At 56.1% G+C, this 25,849-nt stretch carries 19 protein-coding genes; 9 read left to right on the forward strand and 10 right to left on the reverse strand.

Features of this window, described 5'->3' with window-relative positions:
• Position 1: 1 nt before the first annotated feature.
• Together Q4544_RS11180 and Q4544_RS11185 are read right to left on the reverse strand one after the other, a co-directional pair.
• Positions 2 to 526, reverse strand: coding sequence for a DUF6446 family protein (locus Q4544_RS11180; protein ID WP_303506698.1), 525 nt, complete (start codon positions 524 to 526; stop codon positions 2 to 4).
• Positions 526 to 1,455, reverse strand: coding sequence for a glycine--tRNA ligase subunit alpha (locus tag Q4544_RS11185; RefSeq protein WP_303506292.1), 930 nt, complete (start codon positions 1,453 to 1,455; stop codon positions 526 to 528). Before Q4544_RS11185 ends, Q4544_RS11180 begins: the two co-directional genes overlap by 1 nt.
• A 191-nt stretch (positions 1,456 to 1,646) precedes the next feature.
• Between Q4544_RS11185 and Q4544_RS11190 the strand changes: the two genes are divergently transcribed.
• On the forward strand, positions 1,647 to 3,362 hold the full coding sequence (locus Q4544_RS11190; RefSeq protein ID WP_303506294.1) for a serine protease: 1,716 nt from the start codon (positions 1,647 to 1,649) through the stop codon (positions 3,360 to 3,362).
• Between the two features lie 70 nt (positions 3,363 to 3,432).
• Here the strand turns inward: Q4544_RS11190 and Q4544_RS11195 are convergent, their stop codons facing one another.
• A complete protein-coding gene (locus Q4544_RS11195) occupies positions 3,433 to 3,759 on the reverse strand; it encodes a helix-turn-helix transcriptional regulator (protein ID WP_303506296.1) in 327 nt (108 codons plus the stop codon).
• Between the two features lie 66 nt (positions 3,760 to 3,825).
• Between Q4544_RS11195 and Q4544_RS11200 the strand changes: the two genes are divergently transcribed.
• Positions 3,826 to 4,305 (forward strand): DUF6428 family protein, encoded by a 480-nt coding sequence (locus Q4544_RS11200; protein ID WP_303506297.1) that lies wholly within the window; start codon positions 3,826 to 3,828, stop codon positions 4,303 to 4,305.
• Positions 4,306 to 4,363: 58 nt separating this feature from the next.
• Here Q4544_RS11200 and hisG read toward each other — a convergent pair whose 3' ends face one another.
• Genes hisG through hisS form a run of 3 tightly spaced genes read right to left on the reverse strand, consistent with a single transcriptional unit; the run spans position 4,364 to position 7,634 of the window.
• Positions 4,364 to 5,056 carry an ATP phosphoribosyltransferase gene (gene hisG / locus Q4544_RS11205; protein ID WP_303506298.1) on the reverse strand — a complete coding sequence of 231 codons (693 nt, stop codon included), beginning with the start codon at positions 5,054 to 5,056 and terminating at the stop codon, positions 4,364 to 4,366.
• Positions 5,053 to 6,138, reverse strand: coding sequence for an ATP phosphoribosyltransferase regulatory subunit (locus tag Q4544_RS11210; protein WP_303506299.1), 1,086 nt, complete (start codon positions 6,136 to 6,138; stop codon positions 5,053 to 5,055). Before Q4544_RS11210 ends, hisG begins: the two co-directional genes overlap by 4 nt.
• Positions 6,138 to 7,634 carry a histidine--tRNA ligase gene (hisS, locus tag Q4544_RS11215; protein ID WP_303506300.1) on the reverse strand — a complete coding sequence of 499 codons (1,497 nt, stop codon included), beginning with the start codon at positions 7,632 to 7,634 and terminating at the stop codon, positions 6,138 to 6,140. Before hisS ends, Q4544_RS11210 begins: the two co-directional genes overlap by 1 nt.
• Before the next feature lie 190 nt (positions 7,635 to 7,824).
• On the opposite strand from hisS, the gene Q4544_RS11220 reads away from it, so the two are divergent.
• Positions 7,825 to 8,019 carry a SlyX family protein gene (locus Q4544_RS11220; RefSeq protein ID WP_303506302.1) on the forward strand — a complete coding sequence of 65 codons (195 nt, stop codon included), beginning with the start codon at positions 7,825 to 7,827 and terminating at the stop codon, positions 8,017 to 8,019.
• 99 nt (positions 8,020 to 8,118) lie between these two features.
• Here the strand turns inward: Q4544_RS11220 and Q4544_RS11225 are convergent, their stop codons facing one another.
• The 4 genes from Q4544_RS11225 to dnaE all read right to left on the reverse strand — a co-directional run bounded on the left by Q4544_RS11225 (position 8,119) and on the right by dnaE (position 17,303).
• Positions 8,119 to 11,502 (reverse strand): error-prone DNA polymerase, encoded by a 3,384-nt coding sequence (locus Q4544_RS11225; RefSeq protein WP_303506304.1) that lies wholly within the window; start codon positions 11,500 to 11,502, stop codon positions 8,119 to 8,121.
• Positions 11,499 to 12,977 carry a DNA polymerase Y family protein gene (locus Q4544_RS11230; protein ID WP_303506306.1) on the reverse strand — a complete coding sequence of 493 codons (1,479 nt, stop codon included), beginning with the start codon at positions 12,975 to 12,977 and terminating at the stop codon, positions 11,499 to 11,501. The genes Q4544_RS11225 and Q4544_RS11230 overlap by 4 nt, the downstream gene beginning before the upstream one ends.
• Entirely contained in the window at positions 12,919 to 13,296 is a 378-nt protein-coding gene (locus tag Q4544_RS11235; RefSeq protein WP_368411288.1) for a hypothetical protein, read from the reverse strand. The genes Q4544_RS11230 and Q4544_RS11235 overlap by 59 nt, the downstream gene beginning before the upstream one ends.
• 488 nt (positions 13,297 to 13,784) lie before the next feature.
• Entirely contained in the window at positions 13,785 to 17,303 is a 3,519-nt protein-coding gene (gene dnaE, locus Q4544_RS11240) for a DNA polymerase III subunit alpha (RefSeq protein WP_303506308.1), read from the reverse strand.
• Positions 17,304 to 17,635: 332 nt separating this feature from the next.
• Here dnaE and xdhA point away from each other — a divergent pair, with 332 nt between their 5' ends.
• Genes xdhA through Q4544_RS11270 form a run of 6 tightly spaced genes read left to right on the forward strand, consistent with a single transcriptional unit; the run spans position 17,636 to position 25,810 of the window.
• A complete protein-coding gene (xdhA, locus tag Q4544_RS11245) occupies positions 17,636 to 18,997 on the forward strand; it encodes a xanthine dehydrogenase small subunit (protein ID WP_303506310.1) in 1,362 nt (453 codons plus the stop codon).
• Complete coding sequence (xdhB, locus tag Q4544_RS11250) at positions 18,994 to 21,345, forward strand: xanthine dehydrogenase molybdopterin binding subunit (protein ID WP_303506312.1); 2,352 nt, start codon at positions 18,994 to 18,996, stop codon at positions 21,343 to 21,345. The genes xdhA and xdhB overlap by 4 nt, the downstream gene beginning before the upstream one ends.
• Positions 21,338 to 22,285 (forward strand): xanthine dehydrogenase accessory protein XdhC, encoded by a 948-nt coding sequence (gene xdhC, locus Q4544_RS11255; protein WP_303506314.1) that lies wholly within the window; start codon positions 21,338 to 21,340, stop codon positions 22,283 to 22,285. Before xdhB ends, xdhC begins: the two co-directional genes overlap by 8 nt.
• A complete protein-coding gene (locus tag Q4544_RS11260) occupies positions 22,282 to 23,811 on the forward strand; it encodes an ABC transporter ATP-binding protein (protein WP_303506316.1) in 1,530 nt (509 codons plus the stop codon). The genes xdhC and Q4544_RS11260 overlap by 4 nt, the downstream gene beginning before the upstream one ends.
• The gene (locus Q4544_RS11265) at positions 23,808 to 24,890 is read left to right on the forward strand and encodes an ABC transporter permease (protein ID WP_303506318.1); all 1,083 of its coding nucleotides are present in this window, start codon (positions 23,808 to 23,810) and stop codon (positions 24,888 to 24,890) included. The genes Q4544_RS11260 and Q4544_RS11265 overlap by 4 nt, the downstream gene beginning before the upstream one ends.
• Complete coding sequence (locus tag Q4544_RS11270; RefSeq protein ID WP_303506320.1) at positions 24,890 to 25,810, forward strand: ABC transporter permease; 921 nt, start codon at positions 24,890 to 24,892, stop codon at positions 25,808 to 25,810. Before Q4544_RS11265 ends, Q4544_RS11270 begins: the two co-directional genes overlap by 1 nt.
• Positions 25,811 to 25,849 lie beyond the last annotated feature (39 nt).

Consider the following 25,849-nt stretch of genomic DNA (forward strand, 5'->3'; position numbering starts at 1 on the left):
GTTATTGGCCTTCCGGTTTAGGCGGACAAAAGTCAGGGGCTGGATCGCCGTCAAAGACAACCTCGCCACAGGCGTTAATTTGGTGCCAGGCAAAGCCCCGGCCGTCAGGCATAATCGCGATCACGCGGTCGATGCCATAGTGAATGTTTTGCGTCCCCATAAAGGCCAAAGCCTCGCCGTTTTCCAACGCTTCACCGATTTCAACCGCATCAAAGCAGCCAAACCAGTCAGGCGCGATCAGGGGCTCTGCCGTTTCATAGGGCACATAGGTTTCCGTCATCATCGCTTGGCTTTGCGATGTGGTGAAACAGGCGCGATACCGGATCGGAGAAGAGTCCGCGTCAATCGCTTCGAAGTCTTCAAACAAGATCGGGTCCGGCTGGCCAGTGGCCATCAGGGTCATCTGAACGTCGGTGTCACCGGTTGCAGCAACAGGTTCGTAATAAGCCTGCGTTTGAAAATAATAGAGCGCGATGCCCATCGCCAAAGCAGACACAACTAGAAACCCCGCCAAAAACTTACCCATCACGCCGCGGCCCCGCCTGCTGCGGTTTGCACAAAGGCATCCGCGCATTGCTTGGACAGCGCGCGCACGCGCCCGATATAGGCCTGACGTTCGGTGACAGAGATCACACCGCGCGCGTCAAGCAGGTTAAAGATGTGGCTGGCTTTGATGCACTGATCATAGGCCGGATGCGCCATGATGATGGTCTTGCCGGTTTTCGGATCAACGTGCTCTTGCGCCAGAATGTTTTCACACTCGGCTTCCGCCTCTTCGAAATGACGCAGCAGCACCTCGGTGTTGGCCACATCAAAGTTCCAACGTGCGTATTCTTCTTCGGTCTGCTTGAACACATCACCATAAGACAGCGGGATCAAAGCATCCGGGTCGTTATATGGCATGTCCATCACGTGATCGACGCCAAGGATATACATCGCCAGACGTTCCAAACCATAGGTCAGCTCGCCTGACACCGGATGGCAATCATGGCCGCCAACCTGTTGGAAATAGGTGAACTGGCTGACTTCCATGCCGTCACACCAAACTTCCCAGCCAAGACCCCAAGCGCCCAATGTTGGGCTTTCCCAGTCATCCTCGACGAAACGGATGTCGTGCATTTCCATATCAATGCCGATCGCTTTCAGCGATCCCAGATACAGCTCTTGCAGGTTGGGTGGGCTTGGCTTGATCAGCACTTGGTACTGATAATAATGCTGCAAGCGGTTCGGGTTCTCGCCATAGCGGCCATCGGTTGGCCGACGGGATGGTTGCACATAGGCCGCAGCCCATGGTTTTGACCCAAGCGACCGCAGGGTCGTTGCCGGGTGGAACGTACCTGCACCGACTTCCATGTCATAAGGTTGCATCACCGCGCAGCCCTTCTCAGCCCAATAGGCCTGAAGCCGCAGGATGATCTCTTGGAATGACCGTGGTTTGCTGTCCGTATTCGCCATGGTTCTGCCCTTTTCAAACGCCGGTTGTTCCTATGCGCAACAGGTCTGCGGGTCAATTGCGTGAAACGGGAATTTAAGGGTGCATGCGCGGCGGAAATTGGTAAAAGGGCCAACAAACAGGAAATCTTAGCGATTAAAGGGCCAAAGTCACAATGCCGCGCTTTCTTTTAACTATTCTATTTGCGGTCGTCATGACGACACGCGCCGCCTTTGCCCAGCAAGAAGACGCCGTTTGGGTGCAAGTCGAAGCCCAACCAAGTCTTGCACAAGCAAATCGCCAAATCATTAATTATGCCAACCGGTTACAGGACGTAAACGGTTTTGCACTTGGTGGTGGTTGGTACGGAATTGCCCTTGGCCCATACAATCGCGCCGATGCAGAAACCGTCTTGCGCGCCTATCGCCGCGACGGCCTTATTCCGCGCGACGCCTACATTACATTCACCTCATCCTTTGAAAGCCAATTCTGGCCAATCGGTGCGAATCTTTTGAATGTACGGGTGGAAACACCTGCAGCAGAGCCCCTCGCCCAGCCAGAAGCACAACCCGCTGCACAAATCGCGCCTGAAACTGAAACAATTGTGCCAGACGAAACACCTCGCGAGGCCCGCGCCAGCGAAGCGCAGCTGACACGCGACGAAAAGAAAGAACTGCAATCCTGGTTGAAATGGGCAGGCTTTTACAATGCCGCGATTGATGGTTCTTACGGTCGTGGCACCCGCGCCTCTATGTCCGCATGGCAGGCCGCAAACGGCTACGAAACAACTGGCGTTCTAACCACAGCACAGCGCGCAGCCCTAAAAGGCCAGTACAACGCGGTTCTCGACGGTCTTGGCCTACAATCCGTTTCCAACTTTGACGCGGGCATCGAAATGATGATCCCAACCGAAGTGGTCTCGCTGAAATCCGCAGAATACCCATTCGTCACATACACTCCGACAGCTGACCTGGATGCACAGGTCGTGATGATCAGCCAAACCGGCGATCAATCCACGCTCTTCGGCCTGTATGACATCATGCAGACCTTGGACATTGTCCCACTCGAAGGCCCACGCGAACGCAAAGACAACAGCTTTGTTCTGGTCGGCGAAGACGCAGCGCGCATCAGCCACACCGAAGTCAGCCTGATCCGCGGCGAAATCAAAGGCTTCACTTTGGTCTGGCCATCAGGCGACGAAGAGCGCCGCCGCCGTGTGCTGACCGAAATGCGCAGCTCGTTCAACCGGATCGACGGCGTGCTGGACCCATCCGCAGGCTCCAATGCGGTCCAAGACATCGACCTGCTCGCAGGCCTTGAAATCCGCAAGCCAAAGCTGTCTCGCTCTGGCTTTTACATCGACAACAAAGGCACCGTGATCACTACAGCCGAAGCCGTCGGTAGCTGCCAGCGCATCACTCTAGATGACGAATACGATGCGGAATTGGTTGGCGTGAACGATCAACTCGGCGTCGCCGTCCTGCGTCCGCAAACCTCCCTTGCGCCAATCGCAGTGGCGTCATTTCGCAACTCACAACCGCGCCTGAAATCCGAAGTTGCCGTCGCAGGCTATTCTTTCGGCGGCGTCCTAAGCGCCCCATCCGTTACCTTCGGCACACTCTCTGACCTACGTGGCCTCGAAGGCGAAGAAACCCTAACGCGTCTCGCCCTCGCGCCCCTCCCAGGTGACGCAGGCGGCCCAGTCTTTGATACAGGCGGCTCAGTTGTTGGCATGCTGCTTCCAAAAGCAGACGGCACCAGCCGCCAACTACCAGGCGACGTCAGCTTCGCCGCCAGCGGCGACGCCATCCGCGCCCTGCTGACCCAAGAAGGCATCACAACAGACGCGGGCGAGTCCCTCGGCATCATGGCCCCCGAAGACCTAACCGCCCTCGCAGGCGACATGACCGTCCTCGTCAGCTGCTGGTAAGCCAAGCCCCACGAAACAACGAAAAGCCCGCTTCATCGAAGCGGGCTTTTTAGCATCTAACGTAATGGGCCTAGCAGCCCTGATCGCCTAAACAGCAACTCCGCACCGTTGGATGGTTTTGACAGCAATCCGTCAGAATATACCCCATCAATTCTCCTAACGTTTCAAACCGCACATGATACCTGATTTGCTTGGCTTCCCGCGTTGCACTGACCAAACCAGCCTTGGCCAAAGCTGACAGATGAAAAGAGGCCCGCGACGGCGCCGCATCCGTTTGCGCGCTAATGTCCCCAGCTGTCATGCCACCCTCTCCGGCGACAACCAACAACCGCAACATCCGCAACCGCGTTTCCCCGGACAATGCCGAAAACGCCTGTAAGGCTTCCGCTTCCTTCATATTTCAATCTTTCTTGAAATGTAATCGCAATTAAGTTAGCAATTTAATAATTCAAGAATCATTGAAATGAAAGCCCTCCCTATGTCCCTAGAAAACCTACTGACCCTATTAGGCGAAAAATCCTCAGCCGCGCCCCTCATCTTTTCCACCAAAGACGGCGACATCGGCGGTGGCTATCATGTGACTGAACTGAAGTCGGCTAAGATCACCAGCATCGACTGCGGCGGCAACGTAGCAGATTGGACCGAAGCCACGTTGCAGCTATTGGATGGTGGCGACGGGACACACATGACTGTCAGCAAATTCAGCGCAATTCTCAGCCACAGCCTCAAAACCATACCCGCCTTGAAAGACGCCCCACTGTACGCCGAGTACGCGCCACAAAACACACAGCTCTCGCGCTACGACGTTTCATTGCAGCAGACTGATAATTCAATGGCAGAAATTCGGCTGACTGACATGCAGGCCCTGTGCAAACCGGCCCAAAACCAATCCTGCGGTCCAAAATGCGGCCCCACTGCACCACAAAAACGCGCCTGCTGCTAACAAAAAACCCCGCAGCACAATGCTGCGGGGCTTCCCATATCCAAACTCAAACAAGCGCTTACAGATCAAGCGTTTCCAAAAGCGTTTCTAACACTTTCCGATCATTCCCTTCCAACGGCGCACGGCGCGCGCGGAACAGGGTCGCTTGGGATTTCAGCATCAAACCATCTGACAAAATTTTCAAATGGTTCGCCCGTAGCGTCTCCCCGGTCGAGGTAATATCTGCCACGGCTTCCGCCGTCATGTTCTTGATCGTACCTTCGGTTGCGCCTTGGCTATCAACCAGTTGATAATCCGCCACGCCATTTTCGCGCAGGAAATCCCGCACCAAACGGTGATACTTGGTCGCAATCCGCATGCGGAAACCATGTTCCTTACGGAACGCAGCTGCCGCGGCATCCAGATCGTCCAGCAGGTCCACATCAACCCAGCACTGCGGCACAGCAATGATCAAATCCGCCCGGCCAAAGCCCAGCTCTGCCATGACCTCAACCTGTTGCTCCCAAAGGCCAAGTTTTTCGCGAACCAAATCGGTCCCGGTCACACCCAAATGGATACGCCCAGCCGCCAATTCGCGTGGAATCTCACCCGCGCTTAGCAGTACCAATTCAACGCCATCAACACCTTCGACCTTACCCGCATATTCGCGGTCCGATCCGGTCCGCGCGAGGGAAACCCCACGCTCACCAAACCAGTCAAAGGTCTTTTCCATCAACCGCCCCTTAGAGGGCACACCCAACTTAATTGTCATGCGCCTGCCTCCAGTTGCAGAACCACTTCGGGCCGGATCACCGCCCCAACCGCTGGAATTTCATTGCCCTGTCCCAACACGCGGGTCAGCGCATCATAGCGCCCACCTGTCGCCAAGGGCGGCAGATCAGCCCGCCCTTCGGCATAAAAGCCAAAGACGAAACCGTCGTAATATTCCATATTCGTGCGGCCATAGCTGCCTTCGAATTCGATCGCATCGACATTCACGCCGCGCTTATCCAGGGCTTCGATCCGGTCCCGCAGGCTTTGCACCGCCGGGCTAATCGCTGGCAGGTCCACTGCAATATCGCGCAGTTGCTCCAAAGCAAACGGCAAGGTTTCCCGCACGTCTAACAAGGCATCCAGCAATTCAACCTGACCCGCAGAAATCGGCATCGCACCAACATCTTCGCGCAGCGCTTCGATCCGGTCAGACACCTCTGCCGGTGTGCGCAATCCAATAAACGGCACACCACTTTGCATAGGTTCATCTTGCGCCAACAGCGCTTCGCGGCTTGGCGGCACTTCAACACGCCCCGCAAACCGATCCAACAAAGACCGGAACCGCCGAGGTCGCCAAATGTGCCGCGCCAAAGCCGCCTTGCGACGCTCTGTTGTCTCAAGCCCCTGAACAGCCGCCTTCAGCAACCCGATATCACCCGTCGACACCCGCACATCCAACGGCGACAGCGCCTCTTGGATCAGTGCAAAGACTTCGGCATCCGCCGCCGCTGGGTTGTCACGATCAAAGATCTCATAGCCAACTTGCGTATATTCATTCGCACGCCGCGTATCTTCTTCTTGGCGTCGAAACACTTCACCAGAATAGGTATAGCGCGCCGGTTCCGCCCCATGCTCCATATGCATCTGCACCACGGGCACGGTGAAATCAGGCCGCAGCATCTGCTCGCCCAATAAGCTATCGCTGGTCACATAGGCGCGGGCACGAATGTCTTCGCCATACAAATCCAAAAGCGTTTCCGCAGGCTGCAACAAGGATGTCTCAGCCACCACCGCCCCCGCCTTTTCAAAAAACGCACGCAGTTCCGCAGCACGGGCGCGGATCAAAGCCTTATCAGACATCAGCTTTGCCCCTCTTGGCTCGCCAAAATCTCGCGCACCTTCGCGACCAGATCACCGCGACCCACTTCGAATTGGCTTGGGCGTTCTTTCCACTCTTCCAAGGTCGCGCTTTCAGCAATCTTCGCCCCAAGGATCAAATCCTTGATCTGAATTACGCCCTTCTCCTTTTCGTCACCACCTTCGATGACCGCAATCGGAGAGTTCCGCTTATCCGCATATTTCAGCTGATTGCCAAAGTTCTTGGGGTTACCCAAATAGACCTCAGCCCGAATGCCCGCATTGCGCAGCTCTGCCACCATTTCCTGATAATCCGCCATACGCGCCTTATCCATCACGGTCACAACAACTGGCCCCGCCTCAGTGCCACCAATGCGGCCTTTTTCGCGCAACGCCGCCAACAGACGATCCACACCAATCGACACACCGGTCGCAGGCACGGCCTGACCGGTGAAACGCTTGACCAGATCGTCATACCGCCCACCACCAGACACGGACCCAAACTGACGCTTGCGCCCCTTCTCGTCGAATATCTCAAAGGTCAGCTCTGCCTCAAACACCGGACCGGTGTAATAGCCAAGACCACGCACAACAGACGGATCAATCTCAATCCGATCCGCGCCATAGCCACCAGCCGCCAGCAAATCACCAATCTGCTCAAGCTCTGCGATGCCCTCGGCCCCAACAGCCGAACCACCCACAGCATCCCGCAGATTCGCAAATGTCTTTGCCGCATCCGCCGCCTTGGACGTCAAGAACGCCAAAACCGGAGCCGCTTGATCGTCAGACAATCCAACACCGTCGATATACGCACCAGAGGCATCCAAACGCCCCTTGCCCAACAGCTCGCGCACGCCGCTTTCGCCAACTTTGTCAAACTTATCAATCGTGCGCAGAACATTGTCCTTGGCTGCCTGATCATCGCCAAGACCCATGGCCTCAAGCACACCATTCAAAACCTTGCGGTTGTTGACCCGCACCAGATAATCCCCGCGCGGAATACCAACAGTCTCCAACGTGTCCGACAACATCGCGCAAATCTCAGCATCCGCCGCAACAGAGGCCGCACCCACAGTATCCGCATCACATTGATAAAATTGACGATACCGCCCCGGACCGGGCTTTTCATTGCGCCAAACAGGCCCCATCGCATAGCGACGATAAGGCGTGGGCAAATCATTGCGGTGCTGCGCATAAACCCGTGCCAAAGGCGCGGTCAGATCATAGCGCAAAGCCATCCAATCGCCCTGCCCGTCGTCATCCGCCTCTTGCCAAGCAAACACACCCTCGTTCGGGCGATCGACATCCGGCAAAAACTTACCCAAAGCTTCCACAGTCTCAACCGCAGCGCTCTCCAAGGCGTCAAACCCGTAACGATGATAAACCCCTGCAATTTGATGCAGCATTTCGGTGCGTTCCGTCACTTCGGTACCGAAATAGTCGCGGAACCCCTTTGGCGTCACTGCCTTAGGGCGCGGGGCTTTTTTCACTTTGGCCATCGCTCAAGTTTCCTTGGTTAAATTACACGGCTCGCACTTACCCCACCCCCATGCTGCAAGCAACCCAAGCCTGCAATCACATGCCAATCAGGCCTTTTCTTGATCCAAATACCTTGGGGTGAATTGGCGTAGCCAAAAGGGGCAAAGCCCCTCTCTTGACCCACGCGGCAACAAAGCTTACGCCAGCGCCATGGAACACATCGAAGAAAAAATCGCCCACCTGATCCGCACCGTCGAAGACCTCTCCGACGTGGTTGCCCGTCAAGATGCTGAAATCCAAACCCTAAAACGCCGCGTGAAACTCCTGCTAGAACGCGAAGCCGGCCGCGAATCCGCAGGCGGCGACTCCGTCACCTTCGGCAACGACCGCCCCCCGCACTACTGATCCGCAAAGCTCTAGCCCTAAGGCAAGCTAAGGCCCGACTGAGAAATGTCTGCTTGGAGCCCAAAGCACCAAATTCTGCATTCTAAATGAATGGCAGCTTCAATGAAAATCCCGGCTCGGAAACAAACGTTTTGCCTGGTCGCGGGGATGCATGGCGCGGGTGGGATGGCGCGACTGCTTGGGCGTGTCATCGGCGCGGGGGCCTTCAGTGGTCAGGGCTTCGGGCGCAGGGTGGCCCAATTCAAAGAGCGTATGCGACATGTCCTGAATGTCCTGTGCGATCAGATGCACGACGATGCCTTCGCGTTGCAGATAGCCCGTCACACGCAAAAGCCGCGCGCCCATGACGATACGCCGAAACCGTTCATAGACATTGCGCCAGACCACAATATTGCTGACGCCGGTTTCATCCTCAAGCGTCAGGAAAATCACGCCGGATGCGGTGCCGGGGCGTTGCCGAGTGATGACAAGGCCGCAGACGCTATAGCGGCCCAACGGAACTTCAGACAAAGACGCATGCGCCGTAAGCCCCGGAAATGATGGACGTAGCAATTCCATCGGATGGGCACGAAGAGTCAGGCACGTGGAGACATAGTCTTCCACCACCTCTTCACCCAATTGCATGATAGGCAGGTGCACCTGTGGTTCTTGGATGTTTTCCCCGTCAATCGGATCATTAAACAGGGGCAAGGGCTTGGGACTTTGGATGGCTTTGACCTGCCATAATGCGTCGCGTCGCGTGAGCCCCATATCTGCAAACGCATCGGCCTCAGCTAGACGCGTTAACACATCCGGGCGCAGGCCCGCACGAAGCCACAGCGCCTCTGGATCAGGATAGCCATTGCCCCGAGCCGCCACGATCCAGCCTGCATCTTCCTCTTTCAACCCTTTGATTTGGCGAAAGCCCAAGCGTAGCGCCAAGGCACCATCGGGGCGGCGCTCAAGCGTGTTGTCCCATTCGGAATGGTTCACACAAATGGAGCGCGTTTCAACTCCGTGTTCACGGACATCACGCACGATCTGTGCGGGGGCATAAAACCCCATGGGTTGGGAGTTCAGTAAGGCACAGGCAAAGATCCCCGGATGGTGGCATTTTAGCCACGCCGAAACATAGGCCAGCATGGCAAAAGCTGCTGCGTGACTTTCAGGAAAGCCATAATCGGCAAAGCCTTCGATTTGACCAAAGCAGCGTTCGGCCACGTCCTTAGAATATCCATTGTCCAACATTCCAGCGATGAACTTGTCGCGGTGTTTTCCAATGGTACCCATGCGCCGGAAGGAGGCCAGAGAACGACGCAGATGGTCGGCCTCTTCGGGCGTAAAGCCCGCGCCGACCTCAGCAATTCTCAGAGCCTGCTCCTGAAAGAGTGGCACACCTAGCGTGCGTTTGGTCACTTCTTCCAGAGCGGGGCCAAAGGGTTCTGCGCTTTCCTGACCATTTCGCCGCCGGATATAGGGCTGTACCATATCGCCCTGGATGGGGCCGGGGCGGACAATCGCGACCTCGATCACCAGATCATAAAATTCACGGGGCCTCATCCTGGGCAGGAAATTCATCTGCGCCCGGCTTTCAACCTGAAAGACGCCGATCGCATCAGCCCGACAGAGCATGTCATAGGTGGATGTATCGCCCTGGGGTACCGAGGCTATGCTGTGGCTGATATTGTCGTGTTTCTGCATCAGCGCAAAAGCCTTGCGAATACAGCTCAGCATGCCCAGCCCCAACACATCAACCTTTAGGATGCCCAGAGCGTCGATATCGTCTTTGTCCCAGCAAATTACGGTACGATCCTCCATCGCGGCATTCTCGATCGGGGCAAGCTCATCAAGCCGCCCGCGTGTGATAACAAAGCCCCCCACATGCTGTGACAGATGGCGCGGAAAGCCGATGATCTCGCCAATCAGGCGGATGGTTTGCATCAAGCGGCGGTCATTTGGGTCAAGGCCAAGTTCGCGAATGCGGTCCAGATCAACACCTCCGTTGGTCATGCCCCATATCTGGCTGGATAACCCGGCGGTCACGTCCTGAGACAACCCCATAACCTTACCCACCTCGCGGATCGCGGCACGGGTACGGAAATGGATTACAGTGGCACACAGTCCGGCGCGGTGGCGGCCATATTTCTGATAAATCCACTGGATCACCTCTTCGCGTCGTTCATGCTCAAAATCGACATCAATGTCTGGCGGCTCGCCCCGGTACTTGGACACAAAGCGTTCAAAAACCATAGCGATCATGTTCGGGCTGACATCGGTGATGCCCAAGAGGTAACAGAGGATGGAATTGGCAGCAGAACCGCGCCCCTGACATAAAATGCCCTTGGATTTGGCAAAATGCACAATGTCATGCACGGTCAGGAAATAGGCGGGGAAGTTCAGTTCTTGCACCACGGCCAGCTCTTTTGCCATCAACTCTAAGGCACGCTCTGGCGGGGGCCCTGAATATCGCCGTTGCAGCCCTTCGCGAGCAAGCCGCTCCAACCGTTCCATTGGCGTTTCACTTTCCGTTTCCTCATGGGGGTAGTCATACGACAGATCGCCCAGGTCAAAGCTGCACCTATCAGCGATTTCCAATGTACGGCGCAGCGCCGCCGGGTGATTGTGAAAGACCCGCGCCATATCCAGTCCTGCCTTCAGGCGGCGTTCCCCATTGGGCAAGGCACGGGTTCCGATCTGATCAATTGTGATATGTTCGCGCATACAGGTCAGCACATCTGCCAACTGCCGGCGGGCAGCGCGGTGCATTAACACATCGCCAACAGCGACCATCGGGGCCGAGGCCCTTTGCGCTGCCTGCGCGCAGGCGTTCAGGTAGGCCTGATCGCTGCCGTCGTAACGGGGGGCAGCCCCCAGAAAGACGTGGCCCGGGAAATGGCGGACAAGAGTACGGATATCCGCTGTGGCGTCTGCCAAATCGCCTTGCGGCAGACCAATCAGGATCATGCCTTTGCAGGCGGGGAAAAGATCTTTTCTGTAAAGCAGGCATTTTCCTTTCTCGGCTCGACGCTTTCCCAATGTCAAAAGGCGTGTCAGACGTTGATAGGCGCCCCGGTCACGCGGCAGTGCGATCCAATCCACTGAACTGTCCTGCAAGATCAATCGGCACCCTATAATGAGCTTGGGCAAAATGATCGTATCAGGCTTGGTGAGCCCCCCCCCTTGATCACTGACCTGCCGTGACGAGCTGTCTATGCGCTGCTGAGATCGTATCTTCACACTGCCCTGCGTTTCACGTTTCAACGCCTTCAGCGCTGACCAAGCCCGCACCACACCTGCCAAAGAATTGCTGTCTGTAATGGCAATGGCCGACAGCCCCAGTTCCGCGGCACGCACCACCAATTCCTCTGGGTGCGATGCTCCAGTCAGAAAGGTGAAGTTTGTGGTGACGCACAGTTCGGCGTACTCCTGCGCCTGCATACGGGTTTCCAGCATGCCCCGCCTGAAAGCCTCGACAGGGCGATGGATGCGATTGATCTCGATCATGCAAACTCTCCCTGTACAAACCAGCCGGGGTTTTGTGGCGTATAGAATAGCCACAATCTGCGCCCCTCACGCGTTTCCACCCGCCAGTAATCGCGCAGGCCGGAGCGCCAATTGTCATCCTCAAGCCACCATTCCGGGGCAATGCGCTCAGGCCCGGTGGCGCGACCTGTGGTGAGCGACATCCGACGCCAGCGAAAGCGCATAGGGGGCCGCAAGCCTGTTCCGGCAATCGGTTCTGGGGGGAACAGAGCGACCGGACGCGGGTGTCTGCTAATCCAACTACCTGCCGACTCCGAATACGCAGCAGGTGCAACGACAAAGCTGCGTTCGGGAAAATGGCTGTCAGCGGGTAGGAACCGCTGGATGTTCTCCAACCCGATCCGCGTGCCAAGTCGTGAGATCAGATCATCCAGCTTGCCCTTTTCACCACCTGAAACATGGCTGATCTGCTGCACTGGCAGGGCCTCTACCTGTGTGGCTTCCAGCCGTAGTTGATCAATGCCAAACCCTGCATCAACCTCGCTCAACCCTCGTTCAAAGAGCGGCAGGATGCGCTGTGGGTCGCGTAAAGGACGCGCCAGCCGAAGGTCGACCTGTTGCTGCCCCTGATCCACCCGACGCAGTGTTATGCAGAGGTTCCGCGCACCTACTTCCTGCGTTTTCAATTTCGCACAGAGCTGAACAAGCAGCCGCTCGGCCACAGCCATCACGTCAGACAGCAGGCCGATCGGTTCTGGCAAGGTCATGCGCACCGCATAATGTGGCGGCTCAGCCTGTGGTGAAATATCCTCAGGCTGTGTGCCCACAGCCTGATCCAAACGCAGCAAAAGACCGGGGCCAAACCGGCGGGTCAGCGGCGCACGCCCGGCCCCTGCCAAGTCGCCAATACTGCGCAATCCCAGACGTTGTAACGTGACGGATATACTGTCTTCGAGCCGCAAGGCCGCGACCGGTAGGGGCGCTAGCGTGGCCAGAGCCTCACCACTGGGGGCAACGCCCTCACCATAATGTGCCAAAGCCCAAGCTGCCCCACGCGTATCTGCAAGACCTATCTGTGCCGAAATTCCGGCGCGCATCAGGCGCAGGCGCATATCGGCCAGCATGGCCGTCTCTCCGTCAAACAGATGCGCCGAGCCGGTAATATCCATCACCAGCCCATCCTCGCCCTCAAGCCCAACCCATGGGCCGTAGCGTGTTGCCCAGCGACGGAGCGTCTGCAAGAAACGCTGGTCTTGCTCAGGTTGCGCCACCTGGCTTTGCAGGTTTGGACAAAAAGCCCGCGCATCCGCATAGGGCATCCCGTGATGCAGACCTTGTTGTGTGGCGGCGGCATTCAGGCAGTAAATCCGGTTGGCATTTTTCTGCTTCAGCGTCAGGGCAAAAGGCCCCTCAATTTGCCACTGGCGTAAAACCCGGTCACTTGCGAGCCGAGGGAACCATAGTGAAACGACGCGACGTTGTATTCCATTGAACATGCCAGGCACCCAATGTTCCCGATTTGTTCACAATAAACTCCCATTGCTGCAGAGTCGAGTCTTCGGGGGAGAACACAGGGGTGCAGCGCCAACGCGTTTCCGCCGCATTACTGCCCATTCCTTCGGGAATAATTGCCAAACCCGTGGACTGCCCATCCCGCGCAGCCAACTGCAATCGCCGCCCTTTGGTCAAGCCAAAAGGCTTATTCAGCGACATGACAATTAGCGACACAGCACCAGACCGCAAGGCCTCTTCGGCAACTGCAAACGTCTCGGATTGATTGCCTGTGTTACAGACCGTCAGTGCCGCAGGCTTCACAAAATCGGCAAATCCAGTTGGATTGATTTATGTCGTATCCCAGTTTTCACGGATCCACATCCGTATGGCCACCCAATTGCGCCGCAAGCGCAAAGGCACACACATATGCGCCCGCCCCACAAACCTCATGTGTGCGGGAAGTGGCAGGCAGAAAAAATGGAATCCCGGCATTTTACATGGATAGAATGTAGCGAGAAACACCAAAATCACACAATACCGGGCCTTGGTGCAGCCGCAGCTAAAGCTCACTTTGTCCGCATAGCCGCTCCTAACCCAATCGCTCTCGCCCATAGCCAACCCACCCCCCTTCATCTTTCCCAAAAATACTCTGGGGGAATTGGCCATCCCGTCAGGGGGGCCAAGGGGGCAAAGCCCCACACAAGCTCAAACGTACGCTTCAACCCGTGAATCGTACGAATTTCCACCTTACCCAAATAAAAACAAAGCGTTCGCCGCTCATGCAACCGTTTCGCGGCGAAACCTATGGATTAGTAATCCTCAATCGCCATGATACCCGGCAGCGATTTGATCGCGCCTTTGATCTGCGGGTTGATCGGGAATTCGACACCCACGTCGATCTCCACCTCCCCCGGCAATTCTGGGTTCATCAGGTTAAACACGACAGGACCCCGAGGGCCTTTTTTCACCGCCTCGCGCGCGCCATTCAGCACGTTGGCAATATTGGTAAGTGCCTCTGGAGTCTCAACAAAAATCCGCAACCCGGCCGTGCCCGCATCCGCGACAATCGTATCAATCGGCCCAATGGATTTCGCCAGTAGTTTTAACTGATCGGACTCCATCGTCGCCTCAACGGTCACAACCACTTTTGATCCGGTCTCCAGATGCTCGCGGCACTTTTCCAAGGTTTCCGAGAAAATCGTAATCTCATACGCCCCTGTCGGATCAGACAGCTGCGCAAAGGCAAATCTATTACCCCGCGCAGACTTCCGCTCTTGCCGTCCCGAAACCCGCCCAGCCAATTTCGCAACACAAGGCCCACCCCGCGCACGATCCGTCAGCTCGTCCAACGTCATGATTTTCTTACGTTTTAACGCAGGCATGTAATCTTCTAGCGGGTGCCCAGACAGGAAGAAACCAATCGCTTTGGCCTCTTCATCCAGCTTCTCCGCAGGCAACCAATCCGCTGCTTTGCTCAGGCGAGGCTCGGGCAAATCATCCCCCGCTTCACCAAACAAAGACACCTGACTGCTTTCTTTCTGCTCGTGAATGGCGGCAGAGTAATTCACCAAACCTTCAAGACTTTCAAAGACCTTACGGCGGTTTTTATCCAACTCGTCAAACGCCCCAGAGCGCGCCAGCATCTCAAGTGGACGTTTCCCAACACGCTTCAAATTCACACGCCGCGCAAAATCAAACAGGGTCGCAAAGGGCTTATCAACCCCATCCACCTTGCGCCCTTCGGTCACAAGCGTCATCGCCTCGACACCCACGTTTTTCAGCGCGCCCAGCGCATAGATCAACTTGCCGTCGCGCACCGTGAACATCGCTTCAGAGCGGTTCACGCAAGGCGGAACATAAGGTAATTTCAGGTGTTTCTTCACTTCTTCGAAGTAAACCGCCAGCTTATCCGTCAAATGGATATCGCAGTTCATCACGCCGCCCATGAACTCAACCGGGTGGTTCGCTTTCAGCCAACCCGTTTGATAGGACACCACAGCATATGCCGCTGCGTGGGATTTGTTAAAGCCGTAGTTTGCGAATTTCTCCAGCAAGTCAAAGACTTCGCTGGCTTTTTTCGCAGGCACGCCATTTTCAGCTGCGCCCTTTTCAAACTTTGGACGCTCCGCATCCATCGCTTCTTTGATCTTTTTACCCATCGCACGGCGCAACAGGTCAGCCCCGCCAAGCGAGTATCCCGCCATGACCTGTGCAATCTGCATAACCTGTTCTTGGTAAACAATAATGCCCTGTGTTTCGGCCAAGATGTGGTCGATCAACGGATGAACGGATTCAATCTCTTTCAATCCGTTTTTGACCTCGCAATAGGTCGGAATATTCTCCATCGGGCCCGGACGATACAGCGCCACAAGCGCAACGATGTCTTCGATACAGGTCGGCTTCATGCGCTTCAGCGCATCCATCATACCGCTGGATTCCACCTGAAACACAGCAACGGTTTTGGCCGCTGCATACAGCTTGTAGGTTGCCTCATCATCCAATGGAATAAGGTTGATTTCGTTTTCCGCACCGGGCGGCGGCTCGTACAATCGCGTGCCGTCCTGCGCGATGTGAATATCGCGGCCTTCGCCTTTGATCAGGTCAATCGCGCTTTGGATCACGGTCAGGGTCTTTAGACCCAAAAAGTCGAACTTCACCAAGCCTGCTTGTTCAACCCATTTCATGTTGAACTGCGTCGCTGGCATGTCAGATCGTGGATCCTGATACAGCGGCACCAGCGCATCCAGCGGCCGATCCCCAATCACAACACCTGCCGCGTGGGTCGAGGCGTTTCGCAACAATCCCTCGACCTGCTGACCATAGGTCAAAAGCCGGTCCACAACCTCTTCGTTCCGCGCCTCTTCACGCAAGCGCGGCTCGTCTTTCAACGCCTTCTCAATCGAAACAGGCTTCACGCCTTCGACCGGGATCATTTTAGACAGACGATCCACCTGCCCATAAGGCATCTGCAAAACACGCCCAATGTCGCGCACCGCAGCCTTTGACAGCAGCGCACCAAAGGTGATGATCTGCCCCACCTTGTCGCGACCATATTTTTCCTGAACGTATTTAATCACCTCTTCCCGGCGGTCCATGCAAAAGTCGATGTCAAAGTCAGGCATCGAAACACGTTCTGGATTTAGGAACCGTTCAAACAGCAGCGAATAGCGCAGCGGATCAAGGTCGGTAATCGTCAGCGCATAGGCCACCAAAGACCCCGCACCAGAACCACGGCCCGGTCCCACAGGAATGCCTTGGTCTTTGCCCCATTGGATAAAGTCCGCAACGATCAAGAAATAGCCCGGAAACCCCATGCCTTCGATGATGTCGAGCTCAAAGTCCAAGCGCGCTTGATACTCTTCCAAGGTCACTGCATGCGGAATAACCGCCAGACGTTTCTGCAAGCCTTCGTTCGCAATGCGGCGCAGTTCTGCAACCTCGTCGTCCGCAAACTTCGGCAAGATGGGATCACGGCGGTAGGTCGCAAAGGCGCAGCGCTTGGCGATTTCAACTGTGTTTTCAATCGCCTCAGGTAAATCGGCAAATAGCGTGATCATCTCTTGCGGTGATTTGAAGTAATGCTGCGCCGTCAATCGGCGTCGTCCTTCCGCCTGATCCACATAGGCGCCTTCGGAAATACAGATCAGCGCGTCATGCGCTTCGTACATCTCTGTTTTAGGGAAATAGACGTCATTGGTCGCGACCAGCGGGATGTCCATTGCATAGGCCATCTCGATAAAGCCGCGCTCGCTGAGACGCTCTGCTTCTGGCTTGCCATCCTCGCCGGGGTGACGTTGCAATTCGACATAAAGCCGGTCGTCATAGATCTCTTTGAACCGTCGCATCATGGTTTCGGCAGCCGGGCGTTGCCCATCACGCAGCATCCGGCCCATTGGCCCATCCGGCCCACCCGTCAAACAGATCAAACCGCTGGAATACTTCTCCAGTTCCTCCAACCTGACCTGCGGCAGCTGACCGCCCTTGTCGATATACAGACAAGAGTTCAACTTCATCAGGTTTTCATAGCCCTCTTCGCGCTGGCTCAGCAGCACAATCGGCGCTGGCGGTGGGGCCTGAGTACGCCCTGACGGATCATCATGCGGCATCTGCACATCAACCTGACAGCCCACAATCGGCTGAATACCCGCCCCTTCGGCTGTGACAGAAAACTCCAAAGCCGCAAACATGTTGTTTGTATCGGTAATCGCGACGGCTGGCATATCCATATCGGTACACATGCCGGGCAGTTTCTTTGTCCGAATGGCCCCTTCTAGCAAAGAGTATTCCGTATGGACGCGCAGGTGAATGAATCGGGGATCAGTGCTCATGTAGGTAAGCTAACTTAGCCAGCCCTCCGATTAAATGATTCCTAACGGGCAATGTGCTGAATTCTTAATCGGGGTTTGTCAGGCAAGACTTTCATGAATTTCCGAACAATGCACCAAAGTATACTGAAATTCCCGGCAATTGGTGGGGGTTAACATGAAAGCACTGCATAATCGAATATTCACCTCAACCGCTCTAACCCTAAGTTTTCCTTGCCAGAACGCCCAAGCCTTCCCTATCCTCACTATAGAAATGCGGGGAGCCGCGTCCTTTCTACGTCGCATCGAGAGGACGCACAGATGGCACATCTTTGGTAAGGCGACAGGTTTCAAATATGGAAATCACGTTTCTTCTGAACGGAGAGACCGTGGCCCTAACAAACGTTAAGCCCACAACCACACTACTGGATTGGTTGCGCGAAGAGCGTGGCCTAACTGGCACCAAAGAAGGCTGCAACGAAGGCGATTGTGGCGCCTGCTCTGTTGTGGTGCAGGATGTTGATGGGCAAAAGGCGCTGAACTCCTGCATCCTGTTTCTGCCGCAGCTAAATGGCAAAGCAGTGCGCACAGTCGAAGGGCTATCAGCCCAAGATGGCACGCTGCACCCTGTTCAAGATGCAATGATCAAGCATCACGGCAGCCAATGCGGATTTTGCACCCCCGGTTTCATCGCCAGCATGGCGTCCGCCCACGCCAATGGCGCGACGGATTACGACAATCAATTGGCAGGCAACCTGTGCCGTTGTACAGGCTACGCACCGATCATTCGCGCGGCGGAAGAGGCCTCTGCAGAACCTGTCCCAGATTGGATCAAAGACGAGCTGCCGCCATCTCCCGAAGCCACTTCAATGCAGCCCGTAAGCAGTGATGCTTTAGCGCGCTTATATGCGAAGATGCCCGAGGCGACCCTTGTGGCTGGCGCAACCGATGTTGGTCTATGGGTCACGAAATCCTTGCGTGACCTAAAACCTGTGATCTTTCTCAACCGTTGCGCAGATTTGACCGAAGTCGAAATCACCGAAGACGCGATCAACATTGGCGCGATGGTGAATATGAATACCCTGCGCGAGGTGCTCACCCCCTATTTCCCCAGCTACGCTGAAATGCTGCGCCGATATGCCAGTACACAGGTGCGTAACGCGGCTACGCTTGGCGGCAACATCGCCAATGGATCGCCGATTGGGGACAATCCGCCCGCGTTGATTGCCCTAAATGCCACGCTAAACCTGCGCCTTGGCGACCGGCGTCGCAGCCTGCCGATAGAGGATTTCTTTATCGCCTATGGCAAACAAGACAGGCTTGATGGCGAGTTTGTGGAAAGCATCTCGATCCCGAAACAGCCGGATCGCCTAAAGGTTTACAAAATCTCCAAACGCTTCGATCAGGACATTTCTGCCGTTTTGGGCGCGTTCAATATCACCGTTGAAGACGGCAAAATCGCCGCCGCCCGCATCGCCTTTGGCGGAATGGCCGCAACGCCAAAACGCGCGCGCCACGTCGAAGATGCTTTGATTGGCAAGGCGTGGAACGAAGAAACCATCGCCAACGCATGGAAAGCTTGGGAGCAAGATTTCACACCGATGAGTGACATGCGCGCCTCTGCCGACTACCGACTAGAAATCGCTCGCAATTTATTGACGCGCTATTACCTAGAAGACCTTGGTGCGCAGACATCCGTGTTGGAGGTGCAGCCATGAGCGTTTCAGCCCCACTGCCCCATGACAGCGCCCATCTGCATGTGACCGGCCAAGCACGTTATGTGGATGACATCCCAACACCCAAAGGCACGTTGCATCTGGCCTTTGGCCTATCAACCATTGCCCGCGGCACTATCGAAGACATGGACTTAACTGCGGTCCGTGCTGCAACAGGTGTGCGCCTTGTGCTAACGGCCAGTGACTTGCCGTTTGAAAACGATGTCAGCCCCTCTATTCACGATGAACCATTGCTGAGTGAAGGTGAGGTGCACTACCTCGGTCAGCCTCTGTTCATCGTAATCGCCGATAGCCATATGAACGCCCGTAAAGCCGCGCGATTGGCTCAGGTCACCTACGTTGAAAAAACTCCGATCCTGACCATTGATGAGGCCATGGCAGCCGGTAGCCACTTTGAAGATGGCCCCCGCATTTGGGCACGTGGCACAGCGGATGATGCCATCCAGAACGCGCCGCATCAACTAAACGGCTCAATCGACATGGGCGGTCAGGAACATTTCTACCTAGAAGGCCAAGCCGCCCTTGCCCAACCGCAAGACAATGGTGACATGCTGGTGCAAAGTTCGACTCAGCACCCAACGGAAATCCAACATAAGGTCGCCCATGCCCTTGGCATGCCCATGCACGCCGTACGCGTGGAAACCCGTCGTATGGGGGGCGGATTTGGTGGCAAGGAAAGCCAAGGCAACGCCTTGGCAGTTGCTTGTTCTGTTGCGGCCCTGATCACCGGGCAGACCTGCAAGATGCGCTACGACCGTGATGACGACATGATCATCACCGGCAAGCGCCACGATTTCCGCATTGATTACACGGTGGGCTATGATGCCAGCGGACGTGTGCAGGGCATTACGTTCCTGCAACTGGCCCGATGTGGTTGGGCGCAAGATTTGTCCCTGCCCGTCGCCGACCGGGCAATGCTGCATTCAGACAATGCCTACTTGCTGGAACACATCCGTATCGAAAGCCATCGCCTGAAAACCAACACGCAATCCGCCACCGCCTATCGCGGCTTTGGCGGGCCTCAAGGTATGCTGGGGATTGAACGTGTCATGGATCACGTGGCCCATGCGTTGCAGATGGATCCGCTGGAGGTGCGACGCGCCAACTTTTACGCAGAAGCAGATGGGGGGCCGTCTGCCCCCCAGAGCCCTGCTGCGCAGGCCTCTCCCCCCGAAGGTATTTTGGTCAGGAAAAACATAACCCCCTATGGGCAACCGGTTACCGACTTTGTGCTGCATGACTTGGTGGATCAGCTTTGTGAAAGCTCAGATTATGCCGCACGCCGAGAGGCCATCGCGACATGGAATGCCGCCAATCCGGTGCTGAAAAAGGGCATCGCGCTGACGCCGGTGAAGTTTGGGATTTCCTTTACTCTGACCCACCTCAATCAGGCGGGTGCGCTGGTGCATGTTTATCAGGATGGTTCTATCCAGCTAAACCATGGCGGCACCGAAATGGGCCAAGGGCTGAACCAAAAGGTCGCTCAAGTCGCGGCGAGCCGCTTTGGCGTGGCGATGTCAGCGGTAAAGATCACCGCAACCGATACCGGTAAGGTGCCAAACACGTCAGCAACAGCAGCCAGTTCCGGCAGCGATTTAAATGGCATGGCCGTGAAAAACGCCTGTGATCTGATCCGCGCGCGCATGGCTGATTTCATCGGCTCGCACCCCGACTACGCCTGTGCGCCCGAAACGATCACCTTCAAAGGTGGCTTGGTCTATGCAGGTGGACAGGAATTGACCTTCGCCGATGCCGCCAAGCTTTGCTATGAAAACCGCATCAGCCTATCTGCCACGGGCTTTTACAAGACGCCGTCACTGGAATGGGATCGGATCAAAGGGCATGGCCGCCCGTTCTATTATTTCGCCTATGGCGCTGCCGTGACCGAAGTGGTCATCGACACACTAACCGGCGAAAACCGCATTCTGCGCTGCGATATTTTGCACGATGCTGGCAGCTCTTTGAACCCCGCGTTGGACATCGGACAGGTCGAAGGTGGCTATGTGCAAGGTGCCGGCTGGCTAACAACCGAAGAGCTGGTGTGGGACGACAAAGGCGCATTACGCACCCATGCGCCCAGCACCTATAAAATCCCCGCCTGTTCTGATCGGCCCGATATTTTCAATGTCGCGCTTTATAAAAACACCAACGCCGAGGACACGATTTACCGGTCAAAGGCCGTTGGCGAGCCGCCCTTTATGTTGGGTATTTCCGCGTTGATGGCATTGTCAGATGCGGTGGCCTCTTGTGGTGCGGCCTACCCAAATCTGGATGCCCCGGCCACGGCTGAGCGTGTGTACCACGCGGTGCAGAGTGTGCAGAATGATTGATCTAAACGCCATACAGGCCGCTGTGGCCGAACACGGCCCCGTGGTGCGCGTGGTTACGGCGGGTGTCAAAGGATCAGGCCCACGCGAAGTTGGTGCGGCCATGTTGGTGTGGGCGACAGGGCAAACCGGCACCATCGGTGGCGGCACGTTAGAGCACCAAGCAACTCAAGCGGCACGACAGCAATTGCTGCAAAACCAATCAGCGCGGCTGACACATCATCCCCTTGGGCCCGCCCTTGGTCAGTGTTGTGGCGGAGCTGTGTCTCTGGTCAGCGAGGTCTTTACGGAGCAGACGCTAAACGCCTTAGCCAATGAAACATCCTATGTGCGTCAGGTCTCGGGCGCGACAGACATGCCTTTGGCTGTCCGAAGCACTCTAGCCAAAGCCCGTTCCGAAGGCAGCCTGCCAGACACGACCTTAAAGGACGGCTGGTTCATTGAACCACTGGCGCAGACACAACGCCCCTTGTGGGTCTGGGGCGCAGGCCATGTCGGGCGTGCGATTGTGCAAACCCTCACCCCGCTTCCTGATTTCAACATCACTTGGATCGACACAGCGTCAGATCGTTTTCCCGATGTCATTCCTGAAAACGTCACGCCGTTAACAGCGCAAAACCCGGCTTTGTTGGTGCCCCATGCGCCACGCGGTGCCGATCACCTAATCCTAACCTATTCTCATGCGCTGGACTTGGAACTTTGCCACCAATTGTTGACCCACTCACACCAATTCGTGGGCCTGATCGGGTCAAAAACCAAATGGGCGCGCTTTCAAAAACGTCTTACTGAACTGGGCCATTCCGTGACCCAAATTTCGCGTATCACTTGCCCAATCGGCGATCCTTTTATGGGGAAACACCCGCAAGCAATTGCAATCGGTGTCGCTGCTAAGTTATTGAGCACACAAGAAGAACAGATCATCCGAAGGGACAGGACCGCATGACAGCTCCGCTGCTCTCCATCCAAGGCCTTACCAAAGCTTACCCCGGCGTCATTGCAAATGACGATGTGTCTTTTGACATCGCCGAAGGGCAAGTTCACGCCCTGTTAGGAGAGAATGGCGCAGGTAAATCGACGCTTGTGAAAATGATCTACGGCTTGGTCAAACCAGACAGCGGCCAAATGACATGGCGCGGCGCAGAATTCGCCCCAGCCGAGCCTCGGGCTGCACGCGCAGCCGGCGTTGCGATGGTGTTCCAGCATTTCTCTTTGTTCGATGCATTGAACGTGGCCGAGAACGTGGCGCTTGGCATGGAAAACCCACCAGCCATGCGCGATCTGGCGGCTCGTATCAAAGATGTGTCCGAAAATTACGGCCTACCGCTTGACCCATTCCGCACCGTCGGCGACCTGTCAGCAGGTGAACGTCAGCGCGTTGAAATCATCCGCTGCCTGTTGCAAGATCCCAAACTTTTGATCATGGATGAACCGACCAGCGTTCTGACCCCACAAGAGGTCGAAATCCTGTTTCAAACCCTTCGCAAATTGAAATCCGAAGGCACCTCGATCCTTTATATTTCGCATAAGCTCGAAGAAATTCGGAACCTTTGCGACCACGCCACCATCCTCCGGCTTGGGAAAAACGTAGGGGAATGCGTGCCCGCAGAGACCTCCGCGCGCCAAATGGCTGAGCTGATGGTTGGCGACACATTGCAAACCCCAACCCGCACCGCAAAATCCGGTGGGGAAATCATGCTAAAGGTGCAGAGCCTTACAGCGAAATCCGCCAACCCATTTGGCACATCACTGAAAGACATTAGCTTTACCGTAAGATCCGGTGAAATCTTGGGCTTGGGCGGAGTTGCAGGCAATGGCCAAGACGAATTGCTGGCCGCCTTATCAGGCGAATTGCTGACGTCGCCGAACACTGTGATCATTCGCGGCAAGGCTACCGGTCACCTTGGCCCCAACCAACGTCGCGGCATCGGTACATTGGCCGCCCCCGAGGAACGCCTTGGCCACGCCGCCGCCCCAAACATGAGCCTTGTAGAAAACGCCCTGCTCACAGGCAGTATTCGCCAAGGCCTGACGAAAAAGGGCTTTGTGAATTGGAAAGACACCACGCAATTCGCCGAAGACATCATCAAAGCCTTTGACGTGCGCACCCCCGGTTCCGACCGGGCAGCGCGGTCGCTCTCCGGCGGGAACCTCCAGAAATTCGTCATTGGACGCGAAGTCTTACAAGACCCCGACGTATTGATTGTGAACCAACCCACATGGGGCGTGGATGCTGCCGCTGCTGCGGCTATTCGGCAAGCGCTGCTTGATCTTGCAGCAAATGGTGCGGCGGTTGTCGTCATCAGCCAAGACCTTGATGAACTTATGGAAATCTCTGACAACTTTGGCGCGCTGAATGAAGGGCGCCTATCCAACATTTGTCCTGCAGCTGGCCTGACCATTGATGAAATTGGGCTGATGATGGGCGGTGCCCACGGCTTAGATGCCCCAACACAAGAGGTCCGCGCATGATCCACCTCGAAAAACGCCCCCAACCCAGCCGCGCATGGGCGCTGATGACCCCAGTCATCGCCGTTATCGTGACGATGATCGCCGGTGGGTTGCTGTTCGCGGCCCTTGGCAAGAACCCCATCGAAGCGATCCGCACCATTTTCTACGATCCGCTCTTTGGCGAGTTTTCCTTTTACTACCGCCCCCAGCTTTTGGTGAAAGGCGGCCCATTGATCCTAATCGCCATTGGTCTATCACTGGGCTTTCGCGCAGGGATTTGGAACATCGGCGCAGAGGGTCAGTACATCGTCGGCGCGATCTGCGGCGCGGCGGCGGGTCTGGCATTCTATCCGATGGAAAGCATCGTGATCTTTCCGCTGATGATCTTTTTCGGAGCATTGGGAGGCCTGATCTGGGCGATGATCCCAGCGCTCTTAAAGGTAAAATTCGGCACGAATGAAATCCTAGTGTCGCTCATGCTGGTCTATGTGGCCGAACAACTCTTGGCCTCTATGTCTTTGGGTTTGCTGAAAAACCCCGAAGGGTTTGGTTTTCCAGGATCGCGAAATTTTCAGTCCTACGACAGCGCCCATAACGCCGAACTGATCACGGGCACCGGGATGCACTGGGGCGTCGTTGCCGCATTCATCGCGGTGATTTTCTCTTACATCCTGCTGAACAAACACATCCTTGGCTACAACATCCGCCTGACGGGCGAGGCCCCACGCGCCGCCCGTTTTGGCGGCGTAAACCCAACCCGCCTTGTGCTGTTCTGCATGGGAGCATCGGGCGCATTGGCGGGCCTTGCAGGGTTATTCGAGGTCGCAGGCCCCGCCGGACAAGTCAGCATTGATTTTAACGTCGGCTACGGCTTCACCGCCATCATCGTGGCCTTCCTTGGCCGTTTGCATCCTGTTGGCATCTTGCTGGCCGGCCTTCTTATGGCGCTGACCTACATCGGCGGCGACATCGCCCAAAGCTCGCTCTCGCTACCCTCTGCCGCGATCCAAGTCTTCCAAGGCATGCTTTTATTCTTCTTGCTTGCGCTAGATGTCCTTACCAACTTCCGCATTCGATTTGCGACGAAAGGGGCCGCATAATGGATCTGTCAGCCATCAACCCCGTCCTGCTGATCGCCTCTTTAATGGTGGCAGCAACCCCGCTTCTTCTCGCCGCCATCGGCGAGCTGGTTGTTGAAAAAGCGGGCGTTCTGAACCTTGGCGTCGAAGGCATGATGATCATCGGCGCGATCTGCGGCTTTGCGATTGCCGTGGAAACAACCAACCCCTACCTCGGCCTTTTGGCTGCTATGGCAGGCGGAGCCGTTCTGTCGCTGCTCTTTGCCTTCCTGACCCAAGTCGCGCTGGCCAACCAAGTTGCATCCGGCCTTGCCCTCACACTGTTTGGCCTCGGCCTTTCGGCCCTGATGGGCCAAAGCTATGTGGGCATCAAACCACCGGCGATGGCCAAACTCGACATTCCATTCCTAACGGACCTACCCATCATCGGCCCGATCCTATTTGGCCATGACCCAGTGTTGTACGTCGGCCTAGCCCTAACGGCCGCTACTTGGGCACTGCTCAAATACTCACGCCTTGGCCTGATCCTGCGTGCCGTGGGTGAAAACCACGAGGCGGCCCACGCCCTTGGCTACCACGTCGTCCGCACCCGCGTTCTTGCCATCCTATTCGGTGGCGCCTGCGCTGGTCTTGGTGGTGCCTACATCAGCCTGATCCGTGTCCCACAATGGACCGAAGGCATGACCGCTGGCATCGGCTGGATCGCCCTCGCACTGGTCGTATTTGCCAGTTGGAAACCATGGCGCGTTCTTTTAGGTGCCTATCTTTTCGGCGGTATCAACGTGTTGCAGCTAAACCTGCAAGCCGCGGGTGTCGCCATTCCCGTCGAGTACTTGGCAATGTCGCCATATCTGATAACCATTCTGGTGCTTGTCATCATGTCCGCCGACAAAAGCCGCGCGCCAGCGTCGTTGGGCCGAATTTTCCACGCCTCGCAGTAGCTGCTTGCGACGCTTATCAATAACCAAAACAGGGGGGTA

Source organism: Cognatishimia sp. 1_MG-2023, assembly GCF_030548175.1.
Lineage (GTDB): Bacteria > Pseudomonadota > Alphaproteobacteria > Rhodobacterales > Rhodobacteraceae > Cognatishimia.

Excerpts from the sequence above, each read along its gene's own strand:
- Q4544_RS11185 (WP_303506292.1), bottom strand. The coding sequence starts at position 1,455 with ATGGCGAATACGGACAGCAAACCACGGTCATTCCAAGAGATCATCCTG.
- Q4544_RS11200 (WP_303506297.1), top strand. The coding sequence starts at position 3,826 with ATGAAAGCCCTCCCTATGTCCCTAGAAAACCTACTGACCCTATTAGGC.
- Q4544_RS11195 (WP_303506296.1), bottom strand. The coding sequence starts at position 3,759 with ATGAAGGAAGCGGAAGCCTTACAGGCGTTTTCGGCATTGTCCGGGGAA.
- Q4544_RS11210 (WP_303506299.1), bottom strand. The coding sequence starts at position 6,138 with ATGTCTGATAAGGCTTTGATCCGCGCCCGTGCTGCGGAACTGCGTGCG.
- Q4544_RS11230 (WP_303506306.1), bottom strand. The coding sequence starts at position 12,977 with ATGTTCAATGGAATACAACGTCGCGTCGTTTCACTATGGTTCCCTCGG.
- Q4544_RS11270 (WP_303506320.1), top strand. The coding sequence starts at position 24,890 with ATGGATCTGTCAGCCATCAACCCCGTCCTGCTGATCGCCTCTTTAATG.
- hisG (WP_303506298.1), bottom strand. The coding sequence starts at position 5,056 with ATGACAATTAAGTTGGGTGTGCCCTCTAAGGGGCGGTTGATGGAAAAG.
- Q4544_RS11225 (WP_303506304.1), bottom strand. The coding sequence starts at position 11,502 with ATGATCGAGATCAATCGCATCCATCGCCCTGTCGAGGCTTTCAGGCGG.
- Q4544_RS11265 (WP_303506318.1), top strand. The coding sequence starts at position 23,808 with ATGATCCACCTCGAAAAACGCCCCCAACCCAGCCGCGCATGGGCGCTG.
- xdhA (WP_303506310.1), top strand. The coding sequence starts at position 17,636 with ATGGAAATCACGTTTCTTCTGAACGGAGAGACCGTGGCCCTAACAAAC.
- Q4544_RS11180 (WP_303506698.1), bottom strand. The coding sequence starts at position 526 with ATGGGTAAGTTTTTGGCGGGGTTTCTAGTTGTGTCTGCTTTGGCGATG.
- Q4544_RS11260 (WP_303506316.1), top strand. The coding sequence starts at position 22,282 with ATGACAGCTCCGCTGCTCTCCATCCAAGGCCTTACCAAAGCTTACCCC.
- xdhB (WP_303506312.1), top strand. The coding sequence starts at position 18,994 with ATGAGCGTTTCAGCCCCACTGCCCCATGACAGCGCCCATCTGCATGTG.
- Q4544_RS11190 (WP_303506294.1), top strand. The coding sequence starts at position 1,647 with ATGACGACACGCGCCGCCTTTGCCCAGCAAGAAGACGCCGTTTGGGTG.
- hisS (WP_303506300.1), bottom strand. The coding sequence starts at position 7,634 with ATGGCCAAAGTGAAAAAAGCCCCGCGCCCTAAGGCAGTGACGCCAAAG.
- dnaE (WP_303506308.1), bottom strand. The coding sequence starts at position 17,303 with ATGAGCACTGATCCCCGATTCATTCACCTGCGCGTCCATACGGAATAC.
- Q4544_RS11220 (WP_303506302.1), top strand. The coding sequence starts at position 7,825 with ATGGAACACATCGAAGAAAAAATCGCCCACCTGATCCGCACCGTCGAA.
- xdhC (WP_303506314.1), top strand. The coding sequence starts at position 21,338 with ATGATTGATCTAAACGCCATACAGGCCGCTGTGGCCGAACACGGCCCC.